22 protein-coding genes are annotated in these 21,641 nt (G+C 60.5%); 14 read left to right on the top strand and 8 right to left on the bottom strand.

All coding sequences use genetic code 11. The features are described from left to right. Position 1 precedes the first annotated feature (1 nt). On the top strand, positions 2–1,213 hold the full coding sequence (locus tag Q1A07_RS20640) for an HlyD family efflux transporter periplasmic adaptor subunit (RefSeq protein ID WP_299784171.1): 1,212 nt from the start codon (positions 2–4) through the stop codon (positions 1,211–1,213). Next, positions 1,210–2,862, top strand: a complete 1,653-nt coding sequence (locus Q1A07_RS20635; protein ID WP_299784169.1) for an alpha/beta fold hydrolase — start codon at positions 1,210–1,212, stop codon at positions 2,860–2,862. Before Q1A07_RS20640 ends, Q1A07_RS20635 begins: the two co-directional genes overlap by 4 nt. Here the strand turns inward: Q1A07_RS20635 and Q1A07_RS20630 are convergent. Continuing rightward, positions 2,859–3,212 carry a phasin family protein gene (locus Q1A07_RS20630; RefSeq protein WP_299784167.1) on the bottom strand — a complete coding sequence of 118 codons (354 nt, stop codon included), beginning with the start codon at positions 3,210–3,212 and terminating at the stop codon, positions 2,859–2,861. The genes Q1A07_RS20635 and Q1A07_RS20630 overlap by 4 nt on opposite strands. A 217-nt stretch (positions 3,213–3,429) precedes the next feature. Between Q1A07_RS20630 and Q1A07_RS20625 the strand changes: the two genes are divergently transcribed. Continuing rightward, positions 3,430–4,560, top strand: a complete 1,131-nt coding sequence (locus Q1A07_RS20625) for a site-2 protease family protein (RefSeq protein WP_299784164.1) — start codon at positions 3,430–3,432, stop codon at positions 4,558–4,560. Between the two features lie 13 nt (positions 4,561–4,573). Here the strand turns inward: Q1A07_RS20625 and Q1A07_RS20620 are convergent, their stop codons facing one another. Beyond that, complete coding sequence (locus Q1A07_RS20620) at positions 4,574–5,020, bottom strand: universal stress protein (RefSeq protein ID WP_299784162.1); 447 nt, start codon at positions 5,018–5,020, stop codon at positions 4,574–4,576. Positions 5,021–5,183: 163 nt separating this feature from the next. Here Q1A07_RS20620 and Q1A07_RS20615 point away from each other — a divergent pair, with 163 nt between their 5' ends. After that, the gene (locus tag Q1A07_RS20615; protein ID WP_299784161.1) at positions 5,184–6,734 is read left to right on the top strand and encodes an ATP-binding protein; all 1,551 of its coding nucleotides are present in this window, start codon (positions 5,184–5,186) and stop codon (positions 6,732–6,734) included. Here Q1A07_RS20615 and Q1A07_RS20610 read toward each other — a convergent pair. Continuing rightward, positions 6,701–7,462, bottom strand: a complete 762-nt coding sequence (locus Q1A07_RS20610) for a response regulator (RefSeq protein ID WP_299784159.1) — start codon at positions 7,460–7,462, stop codon at positions 6,701–6,703. The two genes, Q1A07_RS20615 and Q1A07_RS20610, sit on opposite strands and share 34 nt — an antisense overlap. 173 nt (positions 7,463–7,635) lie before the next feature. On the opposite strand from Q1A07_RS20610, the gene Q1A07_RS20605 reads away from it, so the two are divergent. Next, on the top strand, positions 7,636–8,313 hold the full coding sequence (locus Q1A07_RS20605; protein ID WP_299784157.1) for a helix-turn-helix domain-containing protein: 678 nt from the start codon (positions 7,636–7,638) through the stop codon (positions 8,311–8,313). Positions 8,314–8,326: 13 nt separating this feature from the next. Here Q1A07_RS20605 and Q1A07_RS20600 read toward each other — a convergent pair whose 3' ends face one another. Then, positions 8,327–8,758, bottom strand: coding sequence for a DUF2267 domain-containing protein (locus Q1A07_RS20600; RefSeq protein WP_299784154.1), 432 nt, complete (start codon positions 8,756–8,758; stop codon positions 8,327–8,329). A gap of 20 nt (positions 8,759–8,778) precedes the next feature. Continuing rightward, entirely contained in the window at positions 8,779–9,960 is a 1,182-nt protein-coding gene (locus tag Q1A07_RS20595) for a hypothetical protein (RefSeq protein ID WP_299784152.1), read from the bottom strand. A gap of 148 nt (positions 9,961–10,108) precedes the next feature. On the opposite strand from Q1A07_RS20595, the gene Q1A07_RS20590 reads away from it, so the two are divergent. Both Q1A07_RS20590 and Q1A07_RS20585 read left to right on the top strand, forming a co-directional pair. Further along, positions 10,109–10,594 (top strand): Hsp20/alpha crystallin family protein, encoded by a 486-nt coding sequence (locus Q1A07_RS20590; RefSeq protein WP_299784150.1) that lies wholly within the window; start codon positions 10,109–10,111, stop codon positions 10,592–10,594. A 54-nt stretch (positions 10,595–10,648) separates the two neighbouring features. Then, positions 10,649–11,488, top strand: coding sequence for a universal stress protein (locus tag Q1A07_RS20585; protein WP_299784148.1), 840 nt, complete (start codon positions 10,649–10,651; stop codon positions 11,486–11,488). Here Q1A07_RS20585 and Q1A07_RS20580 read toward each other — a convergent pair. After that, positions 11,478–12,185: an endonuclease/exonuclease/phosphatase family protein gene (locus tag Q1A07_RS20580; protein WP_299784146.1), complete on the bottom strand. Its 708-nt coding sequence runs from the start codon at positions 12,183–12,185 to the stop codon at positions 11,478–11,480. The two genes, Q1A07_RS20585 and Q1A07_RS20580, sit on opposite strands and share 11 nt — an antisense overlap. Positions 12,186–12,270: 85 nt before the next feature. Between Q1A07_RS20580 and Q1A07_RS20575 the strand changes: the two genes are divergently transcribed. Both Q1A07_RS20575 and arcC read left to right on the top strand, forming a co-directional pair. Continuing rightward, positions 12,271–12,894, top strand: coding sequence for a hypothetical protein (locus tag Q1A07_RS20575; RefSeq protein ID WP_299784144.1), 624 nt, complete (start codon positions 12,271–12,273; stop codon positions 12,892–12,894). Positions 12,895–13,011: 117 nt separating this feature from the next. Beyond that, the gene (gene arcC / locus Q1A07_RS20570; RefSeq protein WP_299784142.1) at positions 13,012–13,926 is read left to right on the top strand and encodes a carbamate kinase; all 915 of its coding nucleotides are present in this window, start codon (positions 13,012–13,014) and stop codon (positions 13,924–13,926) included. 15 nt (positions 13,927–13,941) lie between these two features. Here arcC and Q1A07_RS20565 read toward each other — a convergent pair whose 3' ends face one another. Both Q1A07_RS20565 and adhP read right to left on the bottom strand, forming a co-directional pair. Then, positions 13,942–16,614, bottom strand: a complete 2,673-nt coding sequence (locus Q1A07_RS20565; protein WP_299784269.1) for an HAD-IC family P-type ATPase — start codon at positions 16,612–16,614, stop codon at positions 13,942–13,944. Positions 16,615–16,673: 59 nt separating this feature from the next. After that, positions 16,674–17,696 (bottom strand): alcohol dehydrogenase AdhP, encoded by a 1,023-nt coding sequence (gene adhP / locus Q1A07_RS20560; RefSeq protein ID WP_299784140.1) that lies wholly within the window; start codon positions 17,694–17,696, stop codon positions 16,674–16,676. Between the two features lie 289 nt (positions 17,697–17,985). On the opposite strand from adhP, the gene Q1A07_RS20555 reads away from it, so the two are divergent. From Q1A07_RS20555 to Q1A07_RS20535, 5 genes are read left to right on the top strand one after another with little or no spacing between them, the layout of a single operon-like run. Further along, complete coding sequence (locus Q1A07_RS20555; RefSeq protein WP_299784139.1) at positions 17,986–18,606, top strand: glutathione S-transferase; 621 nt, start codon at positions 17,986–17,988, stop codon at positions 18,604–18,606. A 27-nt stretch (positions 18,607–18,633) separates the two neighbouring features. After that, the gene (locus Q1A07_RS20550) at positions 18,634–19,302 is read left to right on the top strand and encodes a cupin domain-containing protein (RefSeq protein ID WP_299784137.1); all 669 of its coding nucleotides are present in this window, start codon (positions 18,634–18,636) and stop codon (positions 19,300–19,302) included. Beyond that, the gene (locus tag Q1A07_RS20545; protein WP_299784135.1) at positions 19,302–19,985 is read left to right on the top strand and encodes an SDR family NAD(P)-dependent oxidoreductase; all 684 of its coding nucleotides are present in this window, start codon (positions 19,302–19,304) and stop codon (positions 19,983–19,985) included. Before Q1A07_RS20550 ends, Q1A07_RS20545 begins: the two co-directional genes overlap by 1 nt. 3 nt (positions 19,986–19,988) lie before the next feature. After that, positions 19,989–21,062, top strand: coding sequence for an FAD-dependent oxidoreductase (locus Q1A07_RS20540; RefSeq protein ID WP_299784133.1), 1,074 nt, complete (start codon positions 19,989–19,991; stop codon positions 21,060–21,062). After that, positions 21,052–21,627 (top strand): TetR/AcrR family transcriptional regulator, encoded by a 576-nt coding sequence (locus tag Q1A07_RS20535; RefSeq protein ID WP_299784131.1) that lies wholly within the window; start codon positions 21,052–21,054, stop codon positions 21,625–21,627. Before Q1A07_RS20540 ends, Q1A07_RS20535 begins: the two co-directional genes overlap by 11 nt. Positions 21,628–21,641 lie beyond the last annotated feature (14 nt).

Raw genomic sequence — 21,641 nt, 5'->3', positions numbered from 1 at the left:
CATGGCCTATTCTACACGTACATTGGTTTTGATCGGGTTCGGCGTTGCCGTGGTTTCGGCGCTCGCCTATGTCAGTTTCCGCGAGGACCCGGTGCCGGTGGACCTCGCAGAGGTCACGCGCGGACCGCTGGAAGTGACGATCAATGCTGAAGGCGAAACCGAAGTGCGCGACCTCTTCGAGGTGGCCTCTCCCATTGCGGGCACGGCACTGCGCTCCCCCGTCGAGGAGGGTGACAGGGTGCGGGCGGGGGAAACGGTGGTCGCTATTGTGCAGCCCGCGTCATCGGGCCTATTGGACGCCCGCACGCGGCTGCAGGCTGAGGCCACCTTGCAGGAAGCCTTGGCAGCGCGACACGTGGCGCAGGCGGATTTGCGACAGGCCGAGGAAACCCTCAGCTTTGCCCGGTCGCAATTCGACCGCACGCAGGCCCTGGTCAACCGGGGTGTCGCCTCGATCACCAAGCTGGAGGATGACACGCAGCGTCTGGCGGTCGCCGAGGCCGCCGTGCAGGCCGAAGAGGCGCGGATCGAAATGGCGCAAGGCACGATCGAACGCGCGCGCGCGAGCCTGTTGGAAACCGATGAAACGGATCACCGGCCTGCCAGCTGCTGCGTTGAACTGAGAGCCCCGGCGGATGGTGTCATCCTGTCGGTGGGTGCCATCAGTCAGCGCCCGGTGTCCATCGGCACCCCGCTGGTCAGCATCGGCGATCCGGAAGACCTCGAACTGGTGGCCGACATCCTGTCCCATGATGCGGTCCGGTTGGAGGCCGGGGCGCTGGCCTATGTCGAGCGCTGGGGCGGCGACAAGACGCTGCAGGCCCGGCTTGACCGTATCGACCCCAAGGCGCGCACCAAGGTTTCCGCTCTGGGCATCGAAGAGCAGCGGGTGGACGCCTATTTCACCCTGACCAGCCCGCGCGCGGATCGGCCCAATCTGGGGGACGGTTTCTCCGTCTTTCTCAGGATCGTCGAATGGCATGCGGATGATGTGCTGCAAATGCCGCTGAGTGCCGCCTTTCGGGATGGGGACAACTGGGCGGTTTTCGTATCGAACGGCGGCGTGGCCGAGAAACGGATTGTGACGCTGGGCCGTCGCAACGAACGGATGACCGAAGTTCAGGGCGGTCTGGAACCCGGTGAACAGGTTGTCACTCATCCCAGCGATGCGATTTCAAGTGGTGTCTCTCTTGTCGAAAGGTCACAGCTATGACGCAGACGCAGGAAAAATCGCATAAGCTCGATGCCAAATGGCATGCTGCCTTTGGTCAGTTGACCGGGGGATTGTCGCCCGCCGCGCTGGCCACGGCCTATCTGGATTGGTCCCTGCATCTGATGGCGTCACCAGACAAGCAGTCGGAATTGCTGAAACTGTCGATGGCACCGGCCCCTGATGCCGATCTGTCACGCGATCCGCGGTTCAGGCACGCCGCGTGGCGCATGTTTCCTTACAATTTGGTCGCACAAGGGTTCATGACCGCGCAGAACTGGTGGGAGACAGCGACAACCGACATGCCCGGCGTCGATCCGAAACATGCCGAAATCGTGCGCTTTGCCGTGCGGCAGTGGCTGGACATGCTCTCGCCCGCCAATTTCGCGCACACCAATCCGCAGGTTCTGAACCGGACGCGGGAAGAATTGGGCCAGAACCTTGTCCGGGGAGCGCGCTATTGGATGGAAGATTTCAACCGGCTGATCTCCAACCAGCCGCGCCGCCCGAGTACGTATGCTGTTGGCGAGGACCTTGCGACCACGCCGGGCGATGTGGTGTTCCGCAACGACCTGATCGAGTTGATCCGTTATCATCCAACCACGGATAAAGTGCACCCGGAACCGATCCTGATCGTGCCAGCGTGGATCATGAAATACTACATTCTCGATCTGACGGCCCAACGGTCCCTGGTAGCCTATCTGCGCGATCAGGGGTTCGAGGTCTTCATCCTCTCCTGGAAAAACCCGGATGAGGAAGATGCCGGATTGTCGATGCAGGATTATGTCGATCTGGGTGTTCGGGCCGCTGTGGCGCAGATCAAGTCTATGGGTGCCAAAAGGCTGCATGCCGCCGGTTACTGTCTGGGGGGCACATTGCTGGCGATCACAGCAGCGGCACTGGCGCGAGACGCGGACGATCCTTTTCGCACGGTCAGCCTGCTGGCCTCTCAGGTTGATTTTTCCGAACCGGGGGAGCTGGGCCTGTTCATCAATGAAAGCCAGATCGCGTTTCTGGAAGACATGATGGCAACGCGCGGATATCTCGAAGCGGATCAGATGGCCGGGGCGTTTCAGCTGTTGCGCTCCAACGATCTGATCTGGAGCCGGGTCATACGGCACTATTTGCTGGGCGAACGCACGCCGGACAACCCGCTGATGGCGTGGAATGCGGATGCGACCAGAATGCCGGCGGGGATGCATTCGGAATACCTCAGACGGCTGTTTCTGAACAATGATCTGGCCAAGGGCAGGTTTGAGGTCGACGGCGTTGCCATTGCCCTGACGGATATCCGCGCGCCGATCTACAGTGTGGCGACCGAAAGCGATCACGTATCGCCCTGGACATCGGTTTTCGGGCTGTCCTTGCTGACCGATACCGATGTCACCTTTGTGCTGACCAACGGCGGGCATAACGGTGGCATCCTGTCCGAGCCCGGTCATGCGGGTCGGCATTTTCGCCACGGGCACAAGGTGGAAGGCGACGCTCACGTCACGGCGCAGGACTGGTTTGACCGGGAAACCCCACAGGACGGATCCTGGTGGGAACACTGGTCCGCATGGCTGAAAAAACAAAGCGGCGATCCTGAAGATCCCCGCTCGTCACGCATCAGCGTTTTGGACAAAGCGCCGGGGCGCTATGTTTTTGGCTAGGCCTTGCCGTCCTGATCCTTGAGGTTTGCCGCAAAGGTTTTGGTGCCCATCTCGACCAGTTTGCCGGTTTCGGCCTGGTATTGGTCCAGCGCTTTCTGGACGAATTCGGTCTGGATTGTCTGTAGGTCTGTCATGTTCTTGCACTGCAGAATTGCATGCTGTGTTTTCACGTCTTCCTTGATCCGTTCCGCGATGAAACTGGCCACTTCGGCCCCCATGTCGCCCATGGTTTCGAGCCACGCATTGCTCATGCCGACCATGTTTCCAAGCCCGGCTTCCTGCAATTGGGTGAACGCGGCCAGGGGTGCTTCGCTCAGGGATGAGGGTGATTTCTCCGCTTTGTTTGCCATGTCTGGTCCTCCAGTTTGGGGTAGCGCGTCGCAAGTCTAGGTCCGAAGGCCCCTGCCTGATTGACATTGCTCAATCCCAAGGACCGCACGTGGCGCACATCGGCGGGCAGGCGCCGGTGCGGCACCTGCGGATGGGCACAAGCGCCCCGGCTCTTGAGAAAAGTCAATGAACAGGCGCTGTTCACCGCTAGTCTGGTGGCCAAAGACGAGGCGGCTTATGTTCTCAAACGCAGTCAAACTCTTTTCGATCAACGGTTTCGATATCAAGCTGGACCCAAGCTGGCTTCTCATCGCCGCGCTGATCACCTGGTCCCTGTCTCAGGGGTACTTCCCCGCCATCCTGCCACATCAGAGCACGGGCACCTATCTGGCCATGGCTCTGATCGCGATGCTGTGCTTCTTCGTCTCGCTTTTGCTTCACGAGCTTGCCCACTCCGTTGTCGCGCGCCGTCTGGGTGTGCCGATCAAGGGGATCACGCTTTTCCTCTTTGGCGGTGTGGCGGAGCTGGAGGCCGAGCCGCGATCGGCGCGGGTGGAATTCTGGGTGGCGCTCGCCGGTCCGGTGATGAGCCTCGTGCTGGCACTGGGGTTCTGGAGTCTGGCGCGGCTTTCGGAACTGGTGGCGGCTGCGGTGCCGGTGTCGATGGTGCTTGGTTATCTCGCGCTGATCAATCTGATCCTGGCGCTTTTCAACCTTGTGCCTGCGTTCCCCTTGGACGGGGGTCGGGTGTTGCGCGCCTATCTCTGGCACCGCAACGGGGACGTGCTGGCCGCCACGGAAACGGCGTCGCAATCGGGCACGATCTTTGCCTATGTGCTGATGGGCCTTGGGGTTCTGGCGCTCTTCGACGGGGCGCTGATTGCCGGGCTGTGGCAAATCATGATCGGGTTTTTCGTCCTGATGGCCGCGCGCGCGGCTTATCAGACCCAACTGGCCAAGGTTGCGTTTGACCACAAGACAGTGGCCACCCTGATGCAACGCGACCCGATTGTGATCAGCCCGGAGATGACGCTGTCAGAATTCGTGAACCGCATCATGCTGCGCCACAACGTCAGTTTTGTGCCGGTTGTCGAAGACGGGGTTCTCCTGGGCCATATGGATCAGGCTGTGCTGGCAGGTATCGACCGCGAACACTGGTCCAACACCCGCGTGGGTGATGTTTTTGCGGGGCTGGATGGACAGGCCTCGATTTCGGGCGAGATGCCGGTGCAGGACTTGATGGCGCGGATTGCCGACACCGGGCGTCGCAAGTTCCTCGTGGTTGACGGGCATCAGCTGATGGGTGTCATTTCGCTGGCCGACCTGACCCGCTACCTGCGCCTGTCCGACCTCGTTCGCCACCGGTAAGGCAAACCGAGATTCAGGCCACCGAGAGGCAGGCGCAATGTGCCAGATGGTTGATGCGTTGCGTGGTGCTGCCGAGAACAAGGCCGGAGATACTGCTCAGACCGCGCCGTCCGGTGACGATCAGATCGGCCTGAATGTCCTCTGCATGCGCCAGGATTTCAGTGGCGGCATCGCCATGCGGCATATGTGTTTTCACCGATTTGCATCCCATGTCGTCGGCGATTTTCACGCCGTTGTCCAACACCTGCTGACCGGCTTCTTCGATTTGCGCAAAGGTCGGCTTGTCGATCGCGGCGTGGTACCCGGCCACGGCGCCCATGGAGAAAGCCGCCGTTTCTGCATGCGGCACATGCAGAATGGTGACCGTGCCCACGTAGTGCTTGGCCAGATCACAGGCGATGCGCAGGGCCCTTTCCGCCTTGTCCGAGCCATCCATGCCCACAATGATTTGTCTGAACATCCATCTGGTTCCTTCTTGTGGTCGACAGCTTTGCGCGCTCTAGAGTTCGGGGAGGCGCCAGAGTGTTTTTTCACAGCGCTGCAGGGCGGCATTGAGGAATATCAATTCAGACTTGCGCCTTTGGACGACCTTTTGGCAGGCTGATCGAAAAGCGATGATTTGAATGGGTAACGACGATCAGGAAAACGGGCTTTTGCACGCCATTCTGGAAATGGCGGCGGATGCGATGGTTGTGTCCGACCAGCGGGGTATGATCACACGCGCCAATCCCGCAGCCTGTCGCCTGTTTCAATACGATGCGGAGGCGTTGATCGGGCAAAGCGTCAACGTCCTGATGCCCACGGCGCTGGCGGATTTGCATGGCGGGTTCATGGCGCATCACATGAAGACCGGAGAAGAGCGCATCATCGGTGTCGGCCGTGACGTGGAGGGTCAGAAAAAGGACAAATCCGTCTTTCCGCTGCATATTGCCGTCAGCTACGCGGATGTTTCGGGCCAGCGCATGTTTGTCGCGATCATGCACGACCTGACGCAGGACAAGGCAACGCAGCATGCCCTCTCCCGCTCGCAGCGGCTCGATGCAATTGGTCAGATGACGGGTGGTATCGCGCATGATTTCAACAACCTGCTGACGGTTGTAATCGGCAACCTGGAACTGCTTGAGATGCGCGGGGCAAATGACCGACAAATGGCGCTGATCAAGGATGCGCTCGATTCCGCCGAACTGGGGGCCGATCTCACGGCGCGTCTGATGGTCTTTGCGCGGCGCAGCAATCTCAAGCCGGTCGAGACCGACCTGCGCATTTTATGTGAAGAAACGCTGGCCATTCTCAGGCGCACGCTGGGGGCCAACACGCGCATCAAGACAAATTTCTCACCCGATCTGAACCTGGTGATGATCGACCCCGTTCAGTTGCAATCGGCCCTGATGAACCTTGCGCTGAACGCCCGCGATGCCATGGGGCCGAATGGCGAGCTTCTGGTGTCGCTCTCCAATGTGACCATCGACGATACCTACATGGCGCAGGAAACCGACATCAAGCTTGGCGATTACGTCCGGCTGTCGGTCAGTGACAATGGCGCGGGCATGAGTGTCGAGGCACAGCAGCGCGCGTTTGAGCCGTTTTTCACCACGAAGTCGGAGAGTGGCGGGACGGGTCTGGGGCTGGCCATGGTCTATGGCTTCGTGCGCCAGTCGGGCGGGCACATAACCCTCTATAGCGAGCTTGGCCATGGGACGAGCTTTGGCCTCTATTTCCCCGCAGTCCCTGTCCATGATGACCTGTCTGACGCGTCTGGTGACACGAAGGCCCGGCGTGATCTGCCCCTTGGACACGGTGAAACCGTCTTGGTTGTCGAAGACAATCCGAAAGTGCGCAAGCTGTCGGTCGAACGCATTCGCGACCTGGGATTCAGGACCGAAGAAGCCAGCACCGGTGACGAGGCCTACAGTATGCTCACCAATGGCATCCGTGCCGATGTCCTATTTTCGGATCTTGTCATGCCGGGTGCACTCAACGGATATGACCTCGCCGCCAAAGTGACTTCGGAGTTTCCACATCTGAAGGTTTTGCTGACCTCGGGATACGCAAGCGATGTGGTGACGGATGCGATGGCGCGCGGCCAGAGTTACGATATCCTGCGCAAACCCTATCGCCAATCCGATCTGGCGCAGCGGCTTCAGGCGCTTTTGGCGGACCGTTCCGAAGGGTGAACCGATTGCACGTCGCAGGCGAAGGTGTAGCCTACGCCGCGCACCGTCTTGACCAGTTTCGGGTTTGACGGATCGCGTTCGATCTTCTTGCGCAGTCGGGCGATCTGGTTGTCGATCGTCCGGTCCAGCGGACTCCATTCCACGCCCCCGGTCAGGTCCATCAGCTGATCACGGGACAGGACGCGTTTGGCGCGCTCAAGAAAGACCATCAGCAGCCTGAAGTCGCCGCTGGTCAGTCCGCAGTCCGTCCCGGACCTGTCCAGCAGCTCAAGGCGGTCTGGAATAGCCGTCATGCCGTCAAAACAGAACGCCGGGCTTTCGGCGGTGTTGGCATCGACCAAAATGGCTTGCTGTGTGGTGTCCGCGGTTCTGCGCAGCACACTTCTGATCCGGGCGATGACTTCGCGCACATGGAAAGGCTTGGTGATGTAGTCATCCGCGCCAATCTCCAGACCGACGACGCGGTCTATGATATCGTCCTTGCCGGTGATCATGATGATCGGCACACTGGACAGGCGCCGGATGTCCCGCGCCAGCTCCAGACCATTGTCCGCGCCCAGATGGATATCCAATGTGATCAGGCTGATGCAGGAAGACTTGACCAGATCCATGACCTGACGTGCGTTTTCCGCTTCGAGAACGGAATAGCCCTCGTGTTCCATCACGTTGCGCAGAAGCGTGCGAATCTTTGCATCGTCCTCAACAACAAGAATTTTCTGATCTGACATAGTCTGCGTCCCCGGCCCTGCTTGATGTGGCCTCTTGCCATCTCAATTTAGTACGAAGGTTCGGCGCCAAATAGTGTCTCATACAAAATGATACAAAATCTTGCAGGGGCAGGATAAGCGAAAATACAAGGACTGTCCAAGTTGGCGCCCAATTCCTCGGGGGGCCTGCAAGGATGTATGTCACAATTCCAAAAGAACACGCTGAAACCACACCTGCAGTCCCGCTCGAAAGCGCCTGCGTCAAATGTCCCGAAGCGCGGCTGAAAGCCGGGTCATACGTCTATTTCGAAGGGGACCCGGTGGTCTGGCTCTACCAGATCACCACCGGTGTGCTGCGGTTGACCCGGCTGTTGGAAGACGGCCGCCGCCAGGTGATCGCCTTTGGATATCCCGGCGATGTCGTGGGCTTCCCGGCCGGTGGGCTGCACCACACGGATTGCGAGGTGCTGGTGGATGCGCGCCTGCAACCCTATCGCAGATCAGCGCTGGAAAATGGCGAAGGCGATCCGAAACTGCATCAGGAACTGCTGCAGGCCGCGCTGCGCGAGATCAGCGCGATGCAGGATCACTTCATGATGCTCGGACAGAAATCAGCGCTGGAAAAAGTGGCGTCCTTCCTGTGTATCCTGTCTGACCGGGTGGGTCAGGATGTGGCAGGGCACAGGCAGGTGGAATTGCCGATGAGCCGCGCCGACATTGCCGATTTCCTCGGGCTGACGACGGAAACGATCAGCCGCACTTTTACCCAGCTGCGCAAGTCTGAGACCATCGCGATCGACAACATTCACACGATCATCATTCTGCGCCCGAAAGCGCTTCTTGCGCTGTCGCTCGGGGATCGCGGACGCTAGAGGCGAGATGCCGCTAGGGTGCTGACCACAAGGCGCGAATGGCCATGGGCAGATTGGCCCGCACGTCTTCGATTTCACCCTCCGTCAGACGGGCATTCAGCAGGTCAAACACACAACGAATGTCTTCGGGTCCGCGGTACTCCTCGGCCTCGCGCATCTGACTGTCGATGGCGCTTTTGAACTCTTCGGCATTGCGGTCCTTGATCGGTGTGTGTTTGGGCACCCAGCCTTCGAAAAACATGCCCCGCACCAGCAAGGGCAACTGCGCGGAGAACTGCGCCAGTTCATTGGGCAAAAGGTGGTCACGCACGCGGTGCAGGGTCAGGCGGAGCAACCGCAGGGCGCTGCGTTTCGAGGACCAGTCCAGCCGGGCGGCCAGTTCATTGATCCATTCATGGGTCAGCTGAACAGTGTGATCGATCACTTCCAAACCTTGTGCAGACATATGCGCGCTCCTTTCCGGGATCAGTCGTCGATGGGTTTCATGTCGATATCAAAGGCCTGACCCGGGTTGCCGATCAGATATTGGAACACCGCATGGGTCATGGCGCCGATGCCGAGCAGCACAAGCGTGTAGTTCGCCACCCATCCGACGAAGGGGATGAAATTCAGCAGTGCGACAAAGGCAATCGCCGCCGCAAAGACCAGCACGCGCGCGATGTTGCCGGGGTTTTGATCTCCGCCGAACCCGGTCCAGATACGCATGGCGACGCTATAGGCGCCCAATGCGTATCCAAGCGTCCATGTGACAAGGATCCCCAGCAGCGCAATCGGGACAAAGGGCAGCCCGACGAGCGTCAGACCGGTGATGGGCACCATGCCAAACAGGATGGACAGGCCAATGATGCCGAGCAGCATGGTCTGACCGGGCGCCGTCGCGATGCTATGACGCATCTTTTCCAGGCGTTTGGGCATGAAAGTGAGCATCAAGGTGCCCAAGACCACAAAGAACAACAGCGAGATGACAAAGGCACTCAGCAGGGACGCAAAGGTGGGCAAGACGGGCATGTCCTTGCGCATCTCGCTCCATTCCTTCCAGACATCGCGGTCCACTGCCCGTTCAAACACCACCCGTTCGGTCGGGGCGACACGTTCGGGCACCGAAAGTCTTTCCCGCGTGCTGTAGGTCAGGGTTCCGTCGACAACCGCGTTCGGACCGAAGGAGATGGTTTTTGCCAGAATGCGGGCGTCGCCCTCGATCGGTGCGTTCAGGATCACATCACGTGCGGCGATCAGCAGTGCCCCCTCGACCTTGCCCTCAATGGTGACCGAATTGCCGAAAATCCGAGCGTTCCCGCTTGTTTCAGAGCTGCTTTCCGTGCGCACCGAAAAACCACCCGCTGTCAGATCCTGGGCAACGGCGCTGCGGATGAGCACCGTGCCGCCAAAGGCATAGAGATCTTCGGCGGTGTCGGCCTGCACGGAGACATCCATGCCGGCAATGTGCAGATCCCCCTGCGAAACACCGCGGGCAACCGCCGAGCGCGCGGACAGAAACGTATCCCCACGCGTATCAATTGCTTCACTGACGACGGATCCGGAAAAGAACGTGTCGCTGCCATTTTGGGCAGAGACCGTATCGGACCAGAGCGGCGTGCCGCTCCCAAGGACAGCGATAAGGGTCAGCGCGTATCTGAGCAACAGCATGGGATGCTCCTCCAATCAGACTGCAGTCGCCTATGAGCTACTGCAAGCAGGAGGCTGTGGATTGATCGGAATCAATCGCGTGGGACACTGGTTTGCTAGGACACCGGCGACACAATCCCGTGTCGGGACTTCAGAAAGGAGACGTGTGATGTCACGCCAAATACTTCCCGAATTGCGCTCCGAGGCCGGTGGGTCTGCTCTTTTTCCGTCCTTCCAAAAGGAGATGAACCGGCTGCTGGAACAATTCCGGACGGGTTTCCCCATGCCGGAAACGGGTGCACCTTCTGTTTTTTCCACGCCGGTGTTTCCCGCCATTGATCTGGTGGAGACCGAAGAGGCGGTCGAGATCAGCGCAGAGCTGCCCGGTGTTGCAGAAGAGGATCTGGACGCGTCGATCACGGGCGATCTGCTGACACTCAAGGGCGAAAAGAGCGCGGATCACGAAAAATCCGACAGCGGATATCACCTGATCGAGCGGCGCTACGGCAGCTTTCGGCGGCAGATCCCGCTGGGGTTCGCGCCGGATGCGGGGGCCGTCGAGGCGAAATTCGCAGATGGCATCCTGAAGCTGCGGATCGCGAAACCGGCGGCGGCCAAGGCTGACTTTCATAAAATCGACATCAGCAAGACCTGAAACGCGCGAGGGGCGCCCTTCGGTGCCCCCGCCTCTTTGGAAAGGACGTATGTTATGGGGATCAAGACACTTCTGGTGTGCCTGACCACGGCGGAACACGCCGAGACGCTGCTGAAGCTTGCGGTGCCGCTGGCACGTAAACACAACGCACATCTGATCGGGCTGCACACCCTGCAAGCGCTGGTCGTGTATCCGGGCATCGCCATGCACATCCCCGAGCCCGCCTTCGAGGCATTCAACGAAAGTCAGAAAATCGAAACTGCGGCCATCAAGGCGGTTTTCACGAAACATACGACAAATGAGGATTTCCAAAGCGAGTTTCGCCTCGTGCGGGCCGACGCCGTCTCTGCCAATGAGCGCCTTGTGGAGAGTGCCCGCACGGCCGATTTGGTCATCATGGCCCGGGGGGACAAGGAAGCGGACCGCTATGAACAGCGCAATGCGCAAAGCGAGGTCATTCAGGAGAGTGGTCGGCCGGTGATTGTCGTGCCGCCGGACTACGACGGTGTGGAGATCGGTAAAAACGTCCTGCTGGGCTGGAGCGCGACGCGGGAGGCTGCGCGCGCGGCGCATGATCTGCTGAGTGTTGCTGATGAGGGGGCGACCCTTACCGTCCTGCGCGTTGGCAGCACCCCGTCTGATGCTCTGGAGGATTCCGAAGGGGTCGACGTGGCCGAGATGTTTTCAAGACATGGGATGAAACCCACACTGGAACATCGCAATACGGCTGGTGATACCGTCGCGGATGTGGTGGGTCAGGTGGCTTTCGAACGCGGTGCAGATATGATTGTTACCGGAGCCTTCGGGCATTCGAAAGTCTATGATTTCGTGATTGGCGCAACCACCTATGCGCTACTGCGCGATGCAAAGCTGCCCGTCATGTTCAGCACGTAGCAGCTGCTGGAATGGCAATATCTGACCAAATGGGCAGGTGGTCTGACGCGCGTCTGGCCAGCGCGCCCTGCTCTACCCCGGCACCGCGCAATTCGACACCGTGACTGAGGGCGAACCGGTCCAGTGCCGCAATCGGGCGGCGGGCGTGAAAGCTGTGCCCCGGCGCATGTGTGTCGAACTTGCCCACCAGAGGCTCCAGCCCCTTGCGGTGCGACCATTCATTGAAATCACCGGCAATCACGGCATGCGGGCTGTTTGCCGTCGCTTGGCAGAGCGCCTGCAATTGTTCCCGGCGATCCCGGCGCAAAAGCCCAAGATGAGCTGCGACAACGCTGAGACCCCCACCAAACGTCATGTCCAGACGCACCGCACCCCGAGGCTCCAGCCCGGGCAGCGGCACCCGTTCGACCCGCAGAACCTGCGCCGGATCGCGCATCAGAACAGCATTGCCGTGCCACCCAAGGCTGATCCCGTTCTCACACACGTCAACCAGCCGGAAATCCGTTTCCGCCTCGATTAGCTTGCGCGGGATGGCCGGTTTGCGCACCCCGACCCGCCTGTCTGCTTCCTGCAAAACAACGATGTCGGCCTGCAGCTGGTTGATCACCTGCAAGGTCCGCCCCGGCAACCGTTTCTGGTCAAGGCCCCGGGCTTTGCGAATATTATAGCTTGCGATCCTTAGGACTGTGTTGGTCATACCTTATATATAGGGCAAGCCCATCAGGATTGAACGTCAAGAAAGCGATCTTGCGATGCATACTACGAAAAACTTTAAACCCATTATGCTGGCCATTTGGGCCTCGCTGCTGCTTGCCGTCATCGTGGCCTTTGGTCTGGCCCGCTGGTCGCTGGCCTTTGTCACGCTGGCCACACTGGCCCTGTCGCTCGTGCCGCCCACTCTGGCATCCCGATGGTCGCTGACCCTGCCGGTGCCCTTTCTTCTGGCCACCACCCTGTTTTTCTTTGCCTCGATCTTTCTGGGCGAGGCTTTCGATTTCTACGAACGCCTATGGTGGTGGGACCTGGCTCTGCACGGATTCTCTGCCATCGGCTTTGGCCTGATCGGGTTCCTTTTTGTCTTCATGCTGTTCGAGGGGGACCGTTTTGCAGCCCCCCCCTCTGCCATTGCCTTCGTCACCTTTTGCGTCGCCATGACCATCGGCGCGATCTGGGAGATATTCGAATTCGGCATGGACCAGATTTTTGGGCTGAACATGCAGAAATCTGGCCTTCTTGACACCATGGGCGATCTGATGATCAACGCGGTCGGTAGTCTGATCGCCAGCGTGACCGGATATCTCTACCTTGTTCGCAACGCGGCCGGACTGCTTGGTCGCGGCCTTGCGCAGTTCATAGACCTTAACAAGCGGCTCTATCAAAAGTCGAAAAACCGTCTCAAGAAGTGACGGCAGAGGTCTGCCCGATTGATCAATCTCAACCGGTGGGCAGCAGTTCACACTACTGAGACAGAAATGCGCGAGCCTGCCTGTGCATCCAATCCTGTTGACGTGTCGAGGTCCCGAATGAGAATTGTCGTCGCTTTGGGCGGAAACGCCTTGTCCAAAAGAGGAGAGACCCTGACCGCCGAAAGCCAGCGTGCCAGTATTCGCACCGCAGCAGGTGCACTTGCCCAAGTCTTGGACGCCGGACATGAGGTCGTGATCACCCACGGCAACGGGCCGCAGGTCGGCTATCTGGCGCTGCGCGGGGGCGCCTTTCCGCTGGATGTTCTGGGCGCGGAAACGGATGGGATGATCGGCTATGTGCTACAACAGGAGCTGGACAACGCCTATCTGCCCGACGCCAGATATGCGACCCTGCTGACCCAGATCGAGGTGGACGCGGACGATCCGGCCTTTCGGAACCCGACCAAGTTCATCGGTCCCATCTACACGCAGGAAGAGGCCGCGCGGCTCAGCACGGATCATGGGTGGACAATCGGGCAGGATGGCGCGCATTTTCGGCGCACGGTCCCCTCGCCCCGACCCCGACGGATTCTGGAACTGGACGTTATCCAACTGTTGCTGGATCAGGGCGTTGTGATCATCTGCGCGGGTGGCGGCGGCATCCCGGTTGTGCAGAAGGACGATGGCACGATGATCGGCATCGAAGCCGTGATCGACAAGGACCACGCCAGCGGGCTTCTGGCGCGCATGCTGGAGGCGGACGCCTTCCTGATGCTGACCGATGTGGCGGGTGTCTATTCCGGCTGGGGCACGCCCGAGCAAGCGCTGATCTCTCATCTTTCACCGGAAGAAGCCGGCCAGATGGATTTCCCGGCGGGCTCCATGGGTCCCAAGGTCGACGCGGCCTGTGAATTTGCGCGGGCCACCGGTGGTTTTGCTGCAATCGGGCGTCTCTCGGATACGCTGGACCTGGTCAACGGCAAGACCGGGACGCGGATCAGCCTGCGCCGTGAGGCTGCGCGGGAGGCCTGAGGTCCCGCAAACCCGCTAAATCCCGTTGTGGCCTGTCAGCACCAGACGCAGCTGCTTTTCCGTCTCGATGACGGCGAAGAAGACAAGCCCGATCGCAATGATCAACATCCCATCCACCAGCGGCACGGACTGCGTGCCCAGGATCGGCTGCACAAAGGGCAGATAAGTCACCACAAACTGCGCGACCGTCGCGATAATCACGCTGATCCACACCGCGCGCGTGCCTTTGAACGCGTTCCAGTTGATCGAGGTGCCAAAAATGTTGCGGATGTAGAACAGATGGAAAATCTCCAGCACCACCAACATGTTCATGGCCATGGTTTGCGCCAGTACCAGCGGATATCCTTTTTCGAGCGCGTAGGTGAAAAGGCCAAAGACGATGGCCAGAAACAGCGTGGTGACAAAAATGACATGCCAGACAAGGCCGCCGGTCAGCAGCCCGGTGTTGCGGTGACGCGGGGGGCGCTGCATGGTTTCGGCCTCGGGCGGTTCATAGGCGAGCGCAAGGCCCAGCGTGACCGCTGTGATCATATTAACCCAGAGAATTTGCACCGGTGATACCGGCAGCGCAAAGCCCAGCAGGAGGGCGGCGGCGATTGTGCCCGCCTCCCCGGCGCTGGTGGGCAGAACCCAGCTGACGAGTTTGCGGATGTTGTCCCAGACCGTGCGCCCCTCGCGCACCGCTGCCGAGATGGAGGCGAAGTTATCATTGGCCAGCACCAGATCGGCAGCTTCCTTGGAGGCGGCCGAGCCGGTGATCCCCATGGCAACCCCAATGTCCGCGCGTTTGAGCGCAGGTGCGTCATTCACCCCGTCGCCGGTCATGGCCACCACCAGATCATGCGCCTGCAAGGCGGTGACCAGACGCAATTTGTGCTCGGGCGAAGTGCGGGCAAAGATATTCGTGCTCATGACCTCCACGGCGAGGATACCGTCATCCATAGCGTCGATATCCGCGCCGGTCAGCACCGCGTCGGGATTGGCCAGCCCGATCTGACGGCCAATGGCCGAGGCCGTGCCCGCGTGGTCCCCGGTGATCATTTTCACGGCGATCCCGGCTTTTTTGCACTCCTTAACCGCAGCGATGGCCTCCGCCCTCGGCGGGTCGATCAGGCCCACCAGACCAATCAGGCTCAGGTCTCCTTCGATGGTATCTGCCAGTACACCGGCCTCTGGCGACCTGCGCGCGAGGGCCAGCACACGCTGGCCACGGGCCGCAATATGGGCAGCTTCGGCGGTCCAATGTCCCCTATCCAACAGCTCGGGCCCGGCCTCGCCGATCTGATCACGGCACATCTCCAGCAGTTTTTCGGGGGCGCCCTTCACCACGAGCAGGGCCTCTCCATCAGCGTTCTCCACCTGCACGGCCATGTAGCGGCGGACCGCATCAAACGGGATCTCGCCAGTACGGGACCAACCAGAGGCGCTCTCTCCTGCCTTCTGCCCAAAGGCCAGCAGCGCGCCCTCCATCGGATCGCCGTCAACGGTCCAGACACCGCCTGCCTCCCGCAGCGCCGCGTTGTTACACAGCAGCGCCGCCTGCGCGATGCCCGAAAGCGTGCTGTCAATCGCCACACCTTCTTCAGCAGTAATCTCGCCCGTCGGCGCATAACCGTCCCCGGTAACCGTAAAGCGCCCGGCACTTGTCACAACCGACGCCACCATCATCTCGTTCCGGGTCAGCGTGCCGGTCTTGTCGGTACAAATCACTGAAACCGCCCCGATTGTTTCGATCGCGGGTAAGCGGCGCACAATGGCATGACGTTTCGCCATCGCCTGGACCCCGATGGCCAGTGTGATGGTCATGACAGCGGGCAAGGCTTCGGGGATCGCGGCAACGGCAAGGCTGACCACGGCGATGAACATCGCGTGGAAGTCAAAATGCTGCACATAGTAGCCAAAGGCCAGCAGAGCCCCTGCGACCAGCAGAATGAGCACGGTCAGCCATCGGGCGAATTTGTCCATCTGCACGACAAGCGGCGTTTTCAACCCGCGCACGCGGCCCAGCATGCCACTGATCCGCCCGATCTCTGACACCGCGCCGGTTGCTGTGACGACCCCGCGCCCGACCCCGGCGGTGATCAGTGTGCCACTGAAAGCCATGCAGGTACGGTCCCCTAGGGCTGCATCTGCTCCTACGGGCGCCACCGATTTTTCCACCGGCACGGATTCGCCGGTCAGAATGGCCTCCTGCACCATTAACCCGTGCACCTGCAAAAGCCGCAGATCCGCCGCGACCCGATCCCCGGGCTCCAGCAGCACGATATCGCCGGGCACGACGTCCGCTGCATCGATGCTGATCCGTTTCCCGTCGCGCAGAACCGAGGCATGCGGCGCCAGCATCTGCCGGATTTCGGCCATCGCGTTTTCCGCGCGGCCTTCCTGGATGAAGCCCATGGTCGCGTTGACCAGCACAACGGCCAGAATCACCCAGGTGTCGATCATGTGACCCAAGGACGCCGTCACCGCCGCTGCAGCAATAAGCACGTAGATCAGCACATTGTTGAAATGCATCAGGAACCGCATTACGGCGGGGCGCGGCGGGGCTTCGGGCAGGTGATTTTTGCCATGCGTCTCCAACCTCACCCCGGCCTCACCGGTTGAGAGGCCCTGGGCAAAGGATCCGAGTTTGGTCAGGCAGGTTTCAGTTGTGTCGGCGTGCGGATGAGTGGCTACGGGCGGCACAATAGTCTCCGGTCGGGCTCCGTTTTTGGAGCCAAGGTTCATCTGGGGGAGAGGCGCAGGGATCAGATTTCCAGCACAACACGGCCTTCAATCGTGCCTGCCCGCATGCGGTCAAAAACGTCGTTGATATTGTCCAGCTTATCCCATGTGTAAGTGGTCGAAACCTTCCCCTCCGCCGCGATGGACAGCGCCTCAGACAGATCAAGACGGGTGCCCACAATGGACCCGCGAATGGTCAGCCGCTTCAGCACCACCTCGAAAATCGGCAGCGGGAAATCACCCGGCGGCAGGCCCACCAGCGACATGGTGCCGTGACGGCGCAGCATGCCCGTCGCCTGTGCAAAGGCCTTGGTGCTGACGGCAGTGACGAGAGCGCCGTGCACACCACCTAAATGCTTTTCCACTTCCTTGATTGGATCGAGCTTGGCTGCGTTGATCGTCTCATCCGCCCCGAGGGATCGCGCCAGATCGAGCTTGCTGTCGGCCACATCGACGGCAACCACATTCATGCCCATGGCTTTGGCGTATTGCACCGCCATATGCCCCAAACCGCCGATCCCGGAGATCGCAACCCACTGGCCGGGACGCACTTCGGTTTCCTTGAGCCCCTTGTAGACGGTCACACCGGCACAAAGCACCGGTGAGGAAGTACCAAAATCAAGCGCATCCGGGATGTGGCCGACGTAATTTGCATCCGCCCGCACAAAATCGGCATAGGCGCCATCCACCGAATAGCCGGTGTTCTGCTGGCTTTCGCACAGGGTTTCCCACCCGCCCGAACAATGCTCACAACGGCCGCAGGCAGTGTGCAGCCATGGCACGCCAACGCGGTCGCCCTCCTTGAGATGTGTCACGCCGGCCCCGACCTGCGCGACCTCCCCAACGCCTTCATGACCAGGAATAAAGGGCGCCGTGGGCTTCACCGGCCAGTCCCCCATGGCGGCGTGCAGATCCGTATGACAGACCCCGGACGCCCGCACCCTGACAAGCACCTGCCCCGGTCCGATCTGGGGCACCGCCACCTCGCGAATGTCCAGAGGATCGCCCAGTTTCGTGACCACCGCCGCCTTCATCTTCTTTTGCATCGTCCAACACTCCGCACTCAGATTTCAGTTTGTCGGATGGATAGCGCGCAAGAGGGCCACAGCGTTGATCGACATCAATTGCAGCGCGTGTTGAGCAATATTTTTCCGCTGATGAACTTCCTTTGATCAATCCGCCAAAATCTGGCTGATCCGACCAAGAGCGCACGCTGGGACATGGGGGCTATCACGGTCGCGTGACCTCCCGGTTTCAGTCAGAAACTCTATTGCAGATTTGCCAACCAAGTAGTAGGTAGATAAAAATCAGCCCTAGAACAAGGAAGGTATTTTCATGAAAATCTATGACGCCGAAGGCTTCCCCAACCCCGCGCGTGTGCGCATCGCATTGGCCGAAAAAGGCGTAACCGACCAGGTCGAGTTTGTTCCGGTTGACGTGATGAGCGGTGAACACCGGTCCGATGCCTTCCGGGCCAAGAACCCCGATGCGGTTGTGCCCTGTCTTGAGCTTGAAGACGGCAGCCATATTGCCCAATGCAACGCGATCACCGAATACATTGACGGGCATTTCGAAGGGCCATCGCTGACCGGAGAGACCCCCAAGGAACGGGCCCGGGTATCCATGATGAACCTGCGGGCGGAAAACGGTCTGCTGAATGCGGTCAGCGCATATTTCCACCACGCGACACCTGGCCTTGGTCCGGACATCGAAACCGATCAGTGTGCGGACTGGGGGCACAGACAAAAGGACGTTGCAGGCCAGACAATGGCCTATCTGGACGGTGTTCTGGCGGATAATGATTATCTGGCGGGAGACAGATTTTCGATCGCGGATATCACTGCCTTTGCCGGGCTGGCCTTTGCCGATTTCGCCAAGGTGGACATCCCCGACAGCCTGTCCAATCTTATCGCGTGGCGCACGAAAGTTGCGGCGCGCCCAAGCATCGCTGGGTAACCTGCCCGGATGGGAAAGGAAAAAACCATGGAGCTGAACGCAGATTTCAACGCCCGGGTGGTCGTGCACTCGGATCAACTGGACTGGAGCGCCTCGCCGATGCCCGGCGTGGACCGGCGCATGCTAGACCGCATCGGGGGCGAGGTCGCGCGGGCGACAACCATTGTACGCTACGCGCCCAACAGCAAGTTTTCGGCCCACACTCATACCGGCGGTGAAGAGTTCATCGTGCTGGACGGGGTGTTTCAGGACGAGCATGGCGACTTTCCCGAGGGAACCTATGTGCGCAATCCGCCAACCACATCGCATACGCCGGGGTCGGATGTGGGCTGCACAATTTTCGTGAAACTCTGGCAGTTCGATATGGACGACCGCAACCAGTTCCGCAAGAACATGGCGGATGACCTGCGTGCTGCCGTCGATGGTGTCGCCACCACACAGCTGCACCAAGATGCGCGCGAAACCGTGACCTACAGCCACCTTGATGCAGGTGCGACGCTCACCAATGCGGATGCGGGCGGGATCGAAATGCTGGTCATCGACGGATCCGTCGTGGAAAGCGGTGAAACCCTTAGCAAGGGCGCGTGGCTGCGCCTGCCCGAAGGCGCGCCTTTAACGGCTATTGCGGGAGATGACGGGGCCAAGGTCTGGATCAAGACCGGTCACCTGCCCCACGCAAAACCGCCCGCTGTCTGATGGGACACGACAACCCACTGGCGCTGGTTGCGGGCGCGGGGGCTGGCCTTGGCCAGTCCCTGCTGGCGCGGTTCAAGGCAGGCGGTCTCACCCCGGTCGGGCTGGGACGGAGCCGGCCTGCTGAAACAGTTGGCGCATTTCACACCCTCGATCTTGCGGATGACACTGCTGTGCCGGACACCATTGCGCAGATCATCGCAGACCACGGCCCGCCCAAGGTCGTCGTGCACAACACCGCCGAATTGGTCATCAACCCGTTTTCGGACACCACGCTGCAGGACTACCAAAACACATGGGCCTCCATGGTGCAGACGGCGGTCTTGCTGGCACAAGCCACGGTACAGCCTATGGTCCGCGCGGGCGGCGGCAGCTTTATTGTCTCCGGGGCCACTGCATCCCTGCGCGGCGGGGCCAGGTTCTCAGCCTTTGCCAGCGCCAAATTCGCATTGCGCGGACTGACCCAATCGCTCGCGCGGGAATATCAGCCCGCTGGCATCCATGTCTGCCACGTCATCCTCGACGGCATCGTCGATAGCGCCCGGTCACGCGATCGGCACGGGTTAGACCCAACCCGGATGATGGACCCGGCAGACATCGCCGAAGCCTATTGGCAGCTCGCCCAGCAGCCCAAATCAACCTGGACAAATGAGCTTGATCTGCGCCCTGCCTCCGAAGGGTTCTGAACCATGGACACCCTGATCATCGGCGGCGGGCTCTCCGGCCTTGCGCTGGCAGAGGCTCTTGAGGCGCAAAACCATGACTACCTGCTGATCGAGGCGCGCGAGCGCTTTGGCGGGCGGATCAAGACGGTTTTTCACGACGCAGGCTATTTTGATCTTGGCCCCGCGTGGTTCTGGCCGGGGCAACCCCGCATCGCAGCCCTGATCGACCATCTGGGTTTGCAAAGATTCGATCAATTTGCAGATGGGGTTCTGACCTTTGAGGATGAACGCGGCCAGGTGGAGCGCGGGAGGGGGTTTGCCTCTATGCATGGGTCACGGCGGCTCAAGGGTGGCCTTGAAGCGCTGACGCAAACCCTCGCCGCTCGGCTCCCTGACAACCGAAAACGGCTGAACGCGCCGGTCGTGACGTTGGCGCATTCTGAAAACGGTGTAACCGCAACGCTGCAAAATGGTGAGAAACTGAAAGCCAGACAGGTGGTGCTGGCCCTGCCGCCCCGTGTCGCCGCGCAGATGACCTACGCCCCCGCCCTGCCCGCGACGTCAATGCATGCCATGCAGGGCATCGCCACCTGGATGGCGGGGCAGGCCAAGGCAGTGGCCATCTACGACAGGCCGTTCTGGCGCGACGCGGGTCTGTCCGGGGATGCCATGAGCCGGTTCGGACCCATGGTCGAGGTGCACGATGCGTCACCCACAAGCGGCGGACCCTATGCTCTCTTCGGGTTCATCGGCATCCCACCGCAGCACCGAACCGACGCGGAAGCCTTGCGCCGGGATGTCACCGCCCAGTTGGTGCGCCTGTTCGGCAAGGAGGCAGCAACGCCAAAAGCGCTGTACATAAAGGACTGGGCCTTCGACCCCTTTACCGCAACCGACGTAGACAAAGCGCCCCTTCACGCGCATCCGACCTATGGGTTACCAGGCACGTTGCGCGGGTTGTGGGACGGAAAACTGCAGTTTGCAGGCACCGAAGTGGCCCCCCAGTTTGGCGGCTACCTCGAAGGGGCTTTGGAAGCCGCCGAAAACGTATTACTGACGGTGCAAGGCAATGGCACAGGTCACGCGCATGCGGATTGATACAAAAACAGCCCTGTTGAATTCGGCGGAACGGGCCGCGCGCGCACGCGGCTTCGACGGGTTCAGCTATGCCGATCTGGCGGAGGACGTGGGCATCCGCAAAGCCAGCATTCATCACCATTTCCCGACCAAGGCCGCACTGTCGGTGGCGCTGATGCAGCGCTATGCTGCTGAGATCAAGGAGGCTCTGGCCGCATTGGACGCGACGCATCCCTCAGGGTGCGCGCGTCTGGCCGCGTTGATCGACCACTACCGAGCGGCTCTCAATGGCGGTAAAACTCTCTGTCTCTGTGTCTCTTTCTCCACCAGCCGCGACAGTCTGCCCGCCGATGTGATCACCGAGATCCGCAGCTTTCGCCAGATGGTCATCGGCTGGCTGACCCGGACCTTTGAACTGGGCCAGTCCGACGGCACGATTGCCGGGGTGACGATGCCCGACAAGGAAGCGGCTGCCACCCTGCCCCTGCTGGAGGGTGCGCAACTGACCGCCCGTGCACAAGAAAACCTCGACCTGTTCGAGAACGGCGTCCAGTTACTGCGCCAACGGCTCGCCAATCCCTCCTGATCCGCCCGCGCAAA

The organism is uncultured Roseobacter sp. (assembly GCF_947492555.1).
In the GTDB taxonomy this organism is placed as follows: domain Bacteria; phylum Pseudomonadota; class Alphaproteobacteria; order Rhodobacterales; family Rhodobacteraceae; genus Roseobacter.
This window is presented reverse-complemented; position numbering and strand designations above follow the sequence as displayed.

What these genes read in the sequence shown, in the direction of transcription:
- Q1A07_RS20630 (WP_299784167.1), bottom strand. Translation starts at nt 3,212, where the DNA reads ATGGCAAACAAAGCGGAGAAATCACCCTCATCCCTGAGCGAAGCACCC.
- Q1A07_RS20580 (WP_299784146.1), bottom strand. Translation starts at nt 12,185, where the DNA reads ATGACCAACACAGTCCTAAGGATCGCAAGCTATAATATTCGCAAAGCC.
- Q1A07_RS20615 (WP_299784161.1), top strand. Translation starts at nt 5,184, where the DNA reads ATGGGTAACGACGATCAGGAAAACGGGCTTTTGCACGCCATTCTGGAA.
- Q1A07_RS20620 (WP_299784162.1), bottom strand. Translation starts at nt 5,020, where the DNA reads ATGTTCAGACAAATCATTGTGGGCATGGATGGCTCGGACAAGGCGGAA.
- Q1A07_RS20585 (WP_299784148.1), top strand. Translation starts at nt 10,649, where the DNA reads ATGGGGATCAAGACACTTCTGGTGTGCCTGACCACGGCGGAACACGCC.
- Q1A07_RS20610 (WP_299784159.1), bottom strand. Translation starts at nt 7,462, where the DNA reads ATGTCAGATCAGAAAATTCTTGTTGTTGAGGACGATGCAAAGATTCGC.
- Q1A07_RS20545 (WP_299784135.1), top strand. Translation starts at nt 19,302, where the DNA reads ATGGGACACGACAACCCACTGGCGCTGGTTGCGGGCGCGGGGGCTGGC.
- Q1A07_RS20600 (WP_299784154.1), bottom strand. Translation starts at nt 8,758, where the DNA reads ATGTCTGCACAAGGTTTGGAAGTGATCGATCACACTGTTCAGCTGACC.
- Q1A07_RS20535 (WP_299784131.1), top strand. Translation starts at nt 21,052, where the DNA reads ATGCGGATTGATACAAAAACAGCCCTGTTGAATTCGGCGGAACGGGCC.
- Q1A07_RS20640 (WP_299784171.1), top strand. Translation starts at nt 2, where the DNA reads ATGGCCTATTCTACACGTACATTGGTTTTGATCGGGTTCGGCGTTGCC.
- Q1A07_RS20555 (WP_299784139.1), top strand. Translation starts at nt 17,986, where the DNA reads ATGAAAATCTATGACGCCGAAGGCTTCCCCAACCCCGCGCGTGTGCGC.
- arcC (WP_299784142.1), top strand. Translation starts at nt 13,012, where the DNA reads ATGAGAATTGTCGTCGCTTTGGGCGGAAACGCCTTGTCCAAAAGAGGA.
- Q1A07_RS20625 (WP_299784164.1), top strand. Translation starts at nt 3,430, where the DNA reads ATGTTCTCAAACGCAGTCAAACTCTTTTCGATCAACGGTTTCGATATC.
- adhP (WP_299784140.1), bottom strand. Translation starts at nt 17,696, where the DNA reads ATGCAAAAGAAGATGAAGGCGGCGGTGGTCACGAAACTGGGCGATCCT.
- Q1A07_RS20540 (WP_299784133.1), top strand. Translation starts at nt 19,989, where the DNA reads ATGGACACCCTGATCATCGGCGGCGGGCTCTCCGGCCTTGCGCTGGCA.
- Q1A07_RS20595 (WP_299784152.1), bottom strand. Translation starts at nt 9,960, where the DNA reads ATGCTGTTGCTCAGATACGCGCTGACCCTTATCGCTGTCCTTGGGAGC.
- Q1A07_RS20635 (WP_299784169.1), top strand. Translation starts at nt 1,210, where the DNA reads ATGACGCAGACGCAGGAAAAATCGCATAAGCTCGATGCCAAATGGCAT.
- Q1A07_RS20550 (WP_299784137.1), top strand. Translation starts at nt 18,634, where the DNA reads ATGGAGCTGAACGCAGATTTCAACGCCCGGGTGGTCGTGCACTCGGAT.
- Q1A07_RS20590 (WP_299784150.1), top strand. Translation starts at nt 10,109, where the DNA reads ATGTCACGCCAAATACTTCCCGAATTGCGCTCCGAGGCCGGTGGGTCT.
- Q1A07_RS20605 (WP_299784157.1), top strand. Translation starts at nt 7,636, where the DNA reads ATGTATGTCACAATTCCAAAAGAACACGCTGAAACCACACCTGCAGTC.
- Q1A07_RS20575 (WP_299784144.1), top strand. Translation starts at nt 12,271, where the DNA reads ATGCTGGCCATTTGGGCCTCGCTGCTGCTTGCCGTCATCGTGGCCTTT.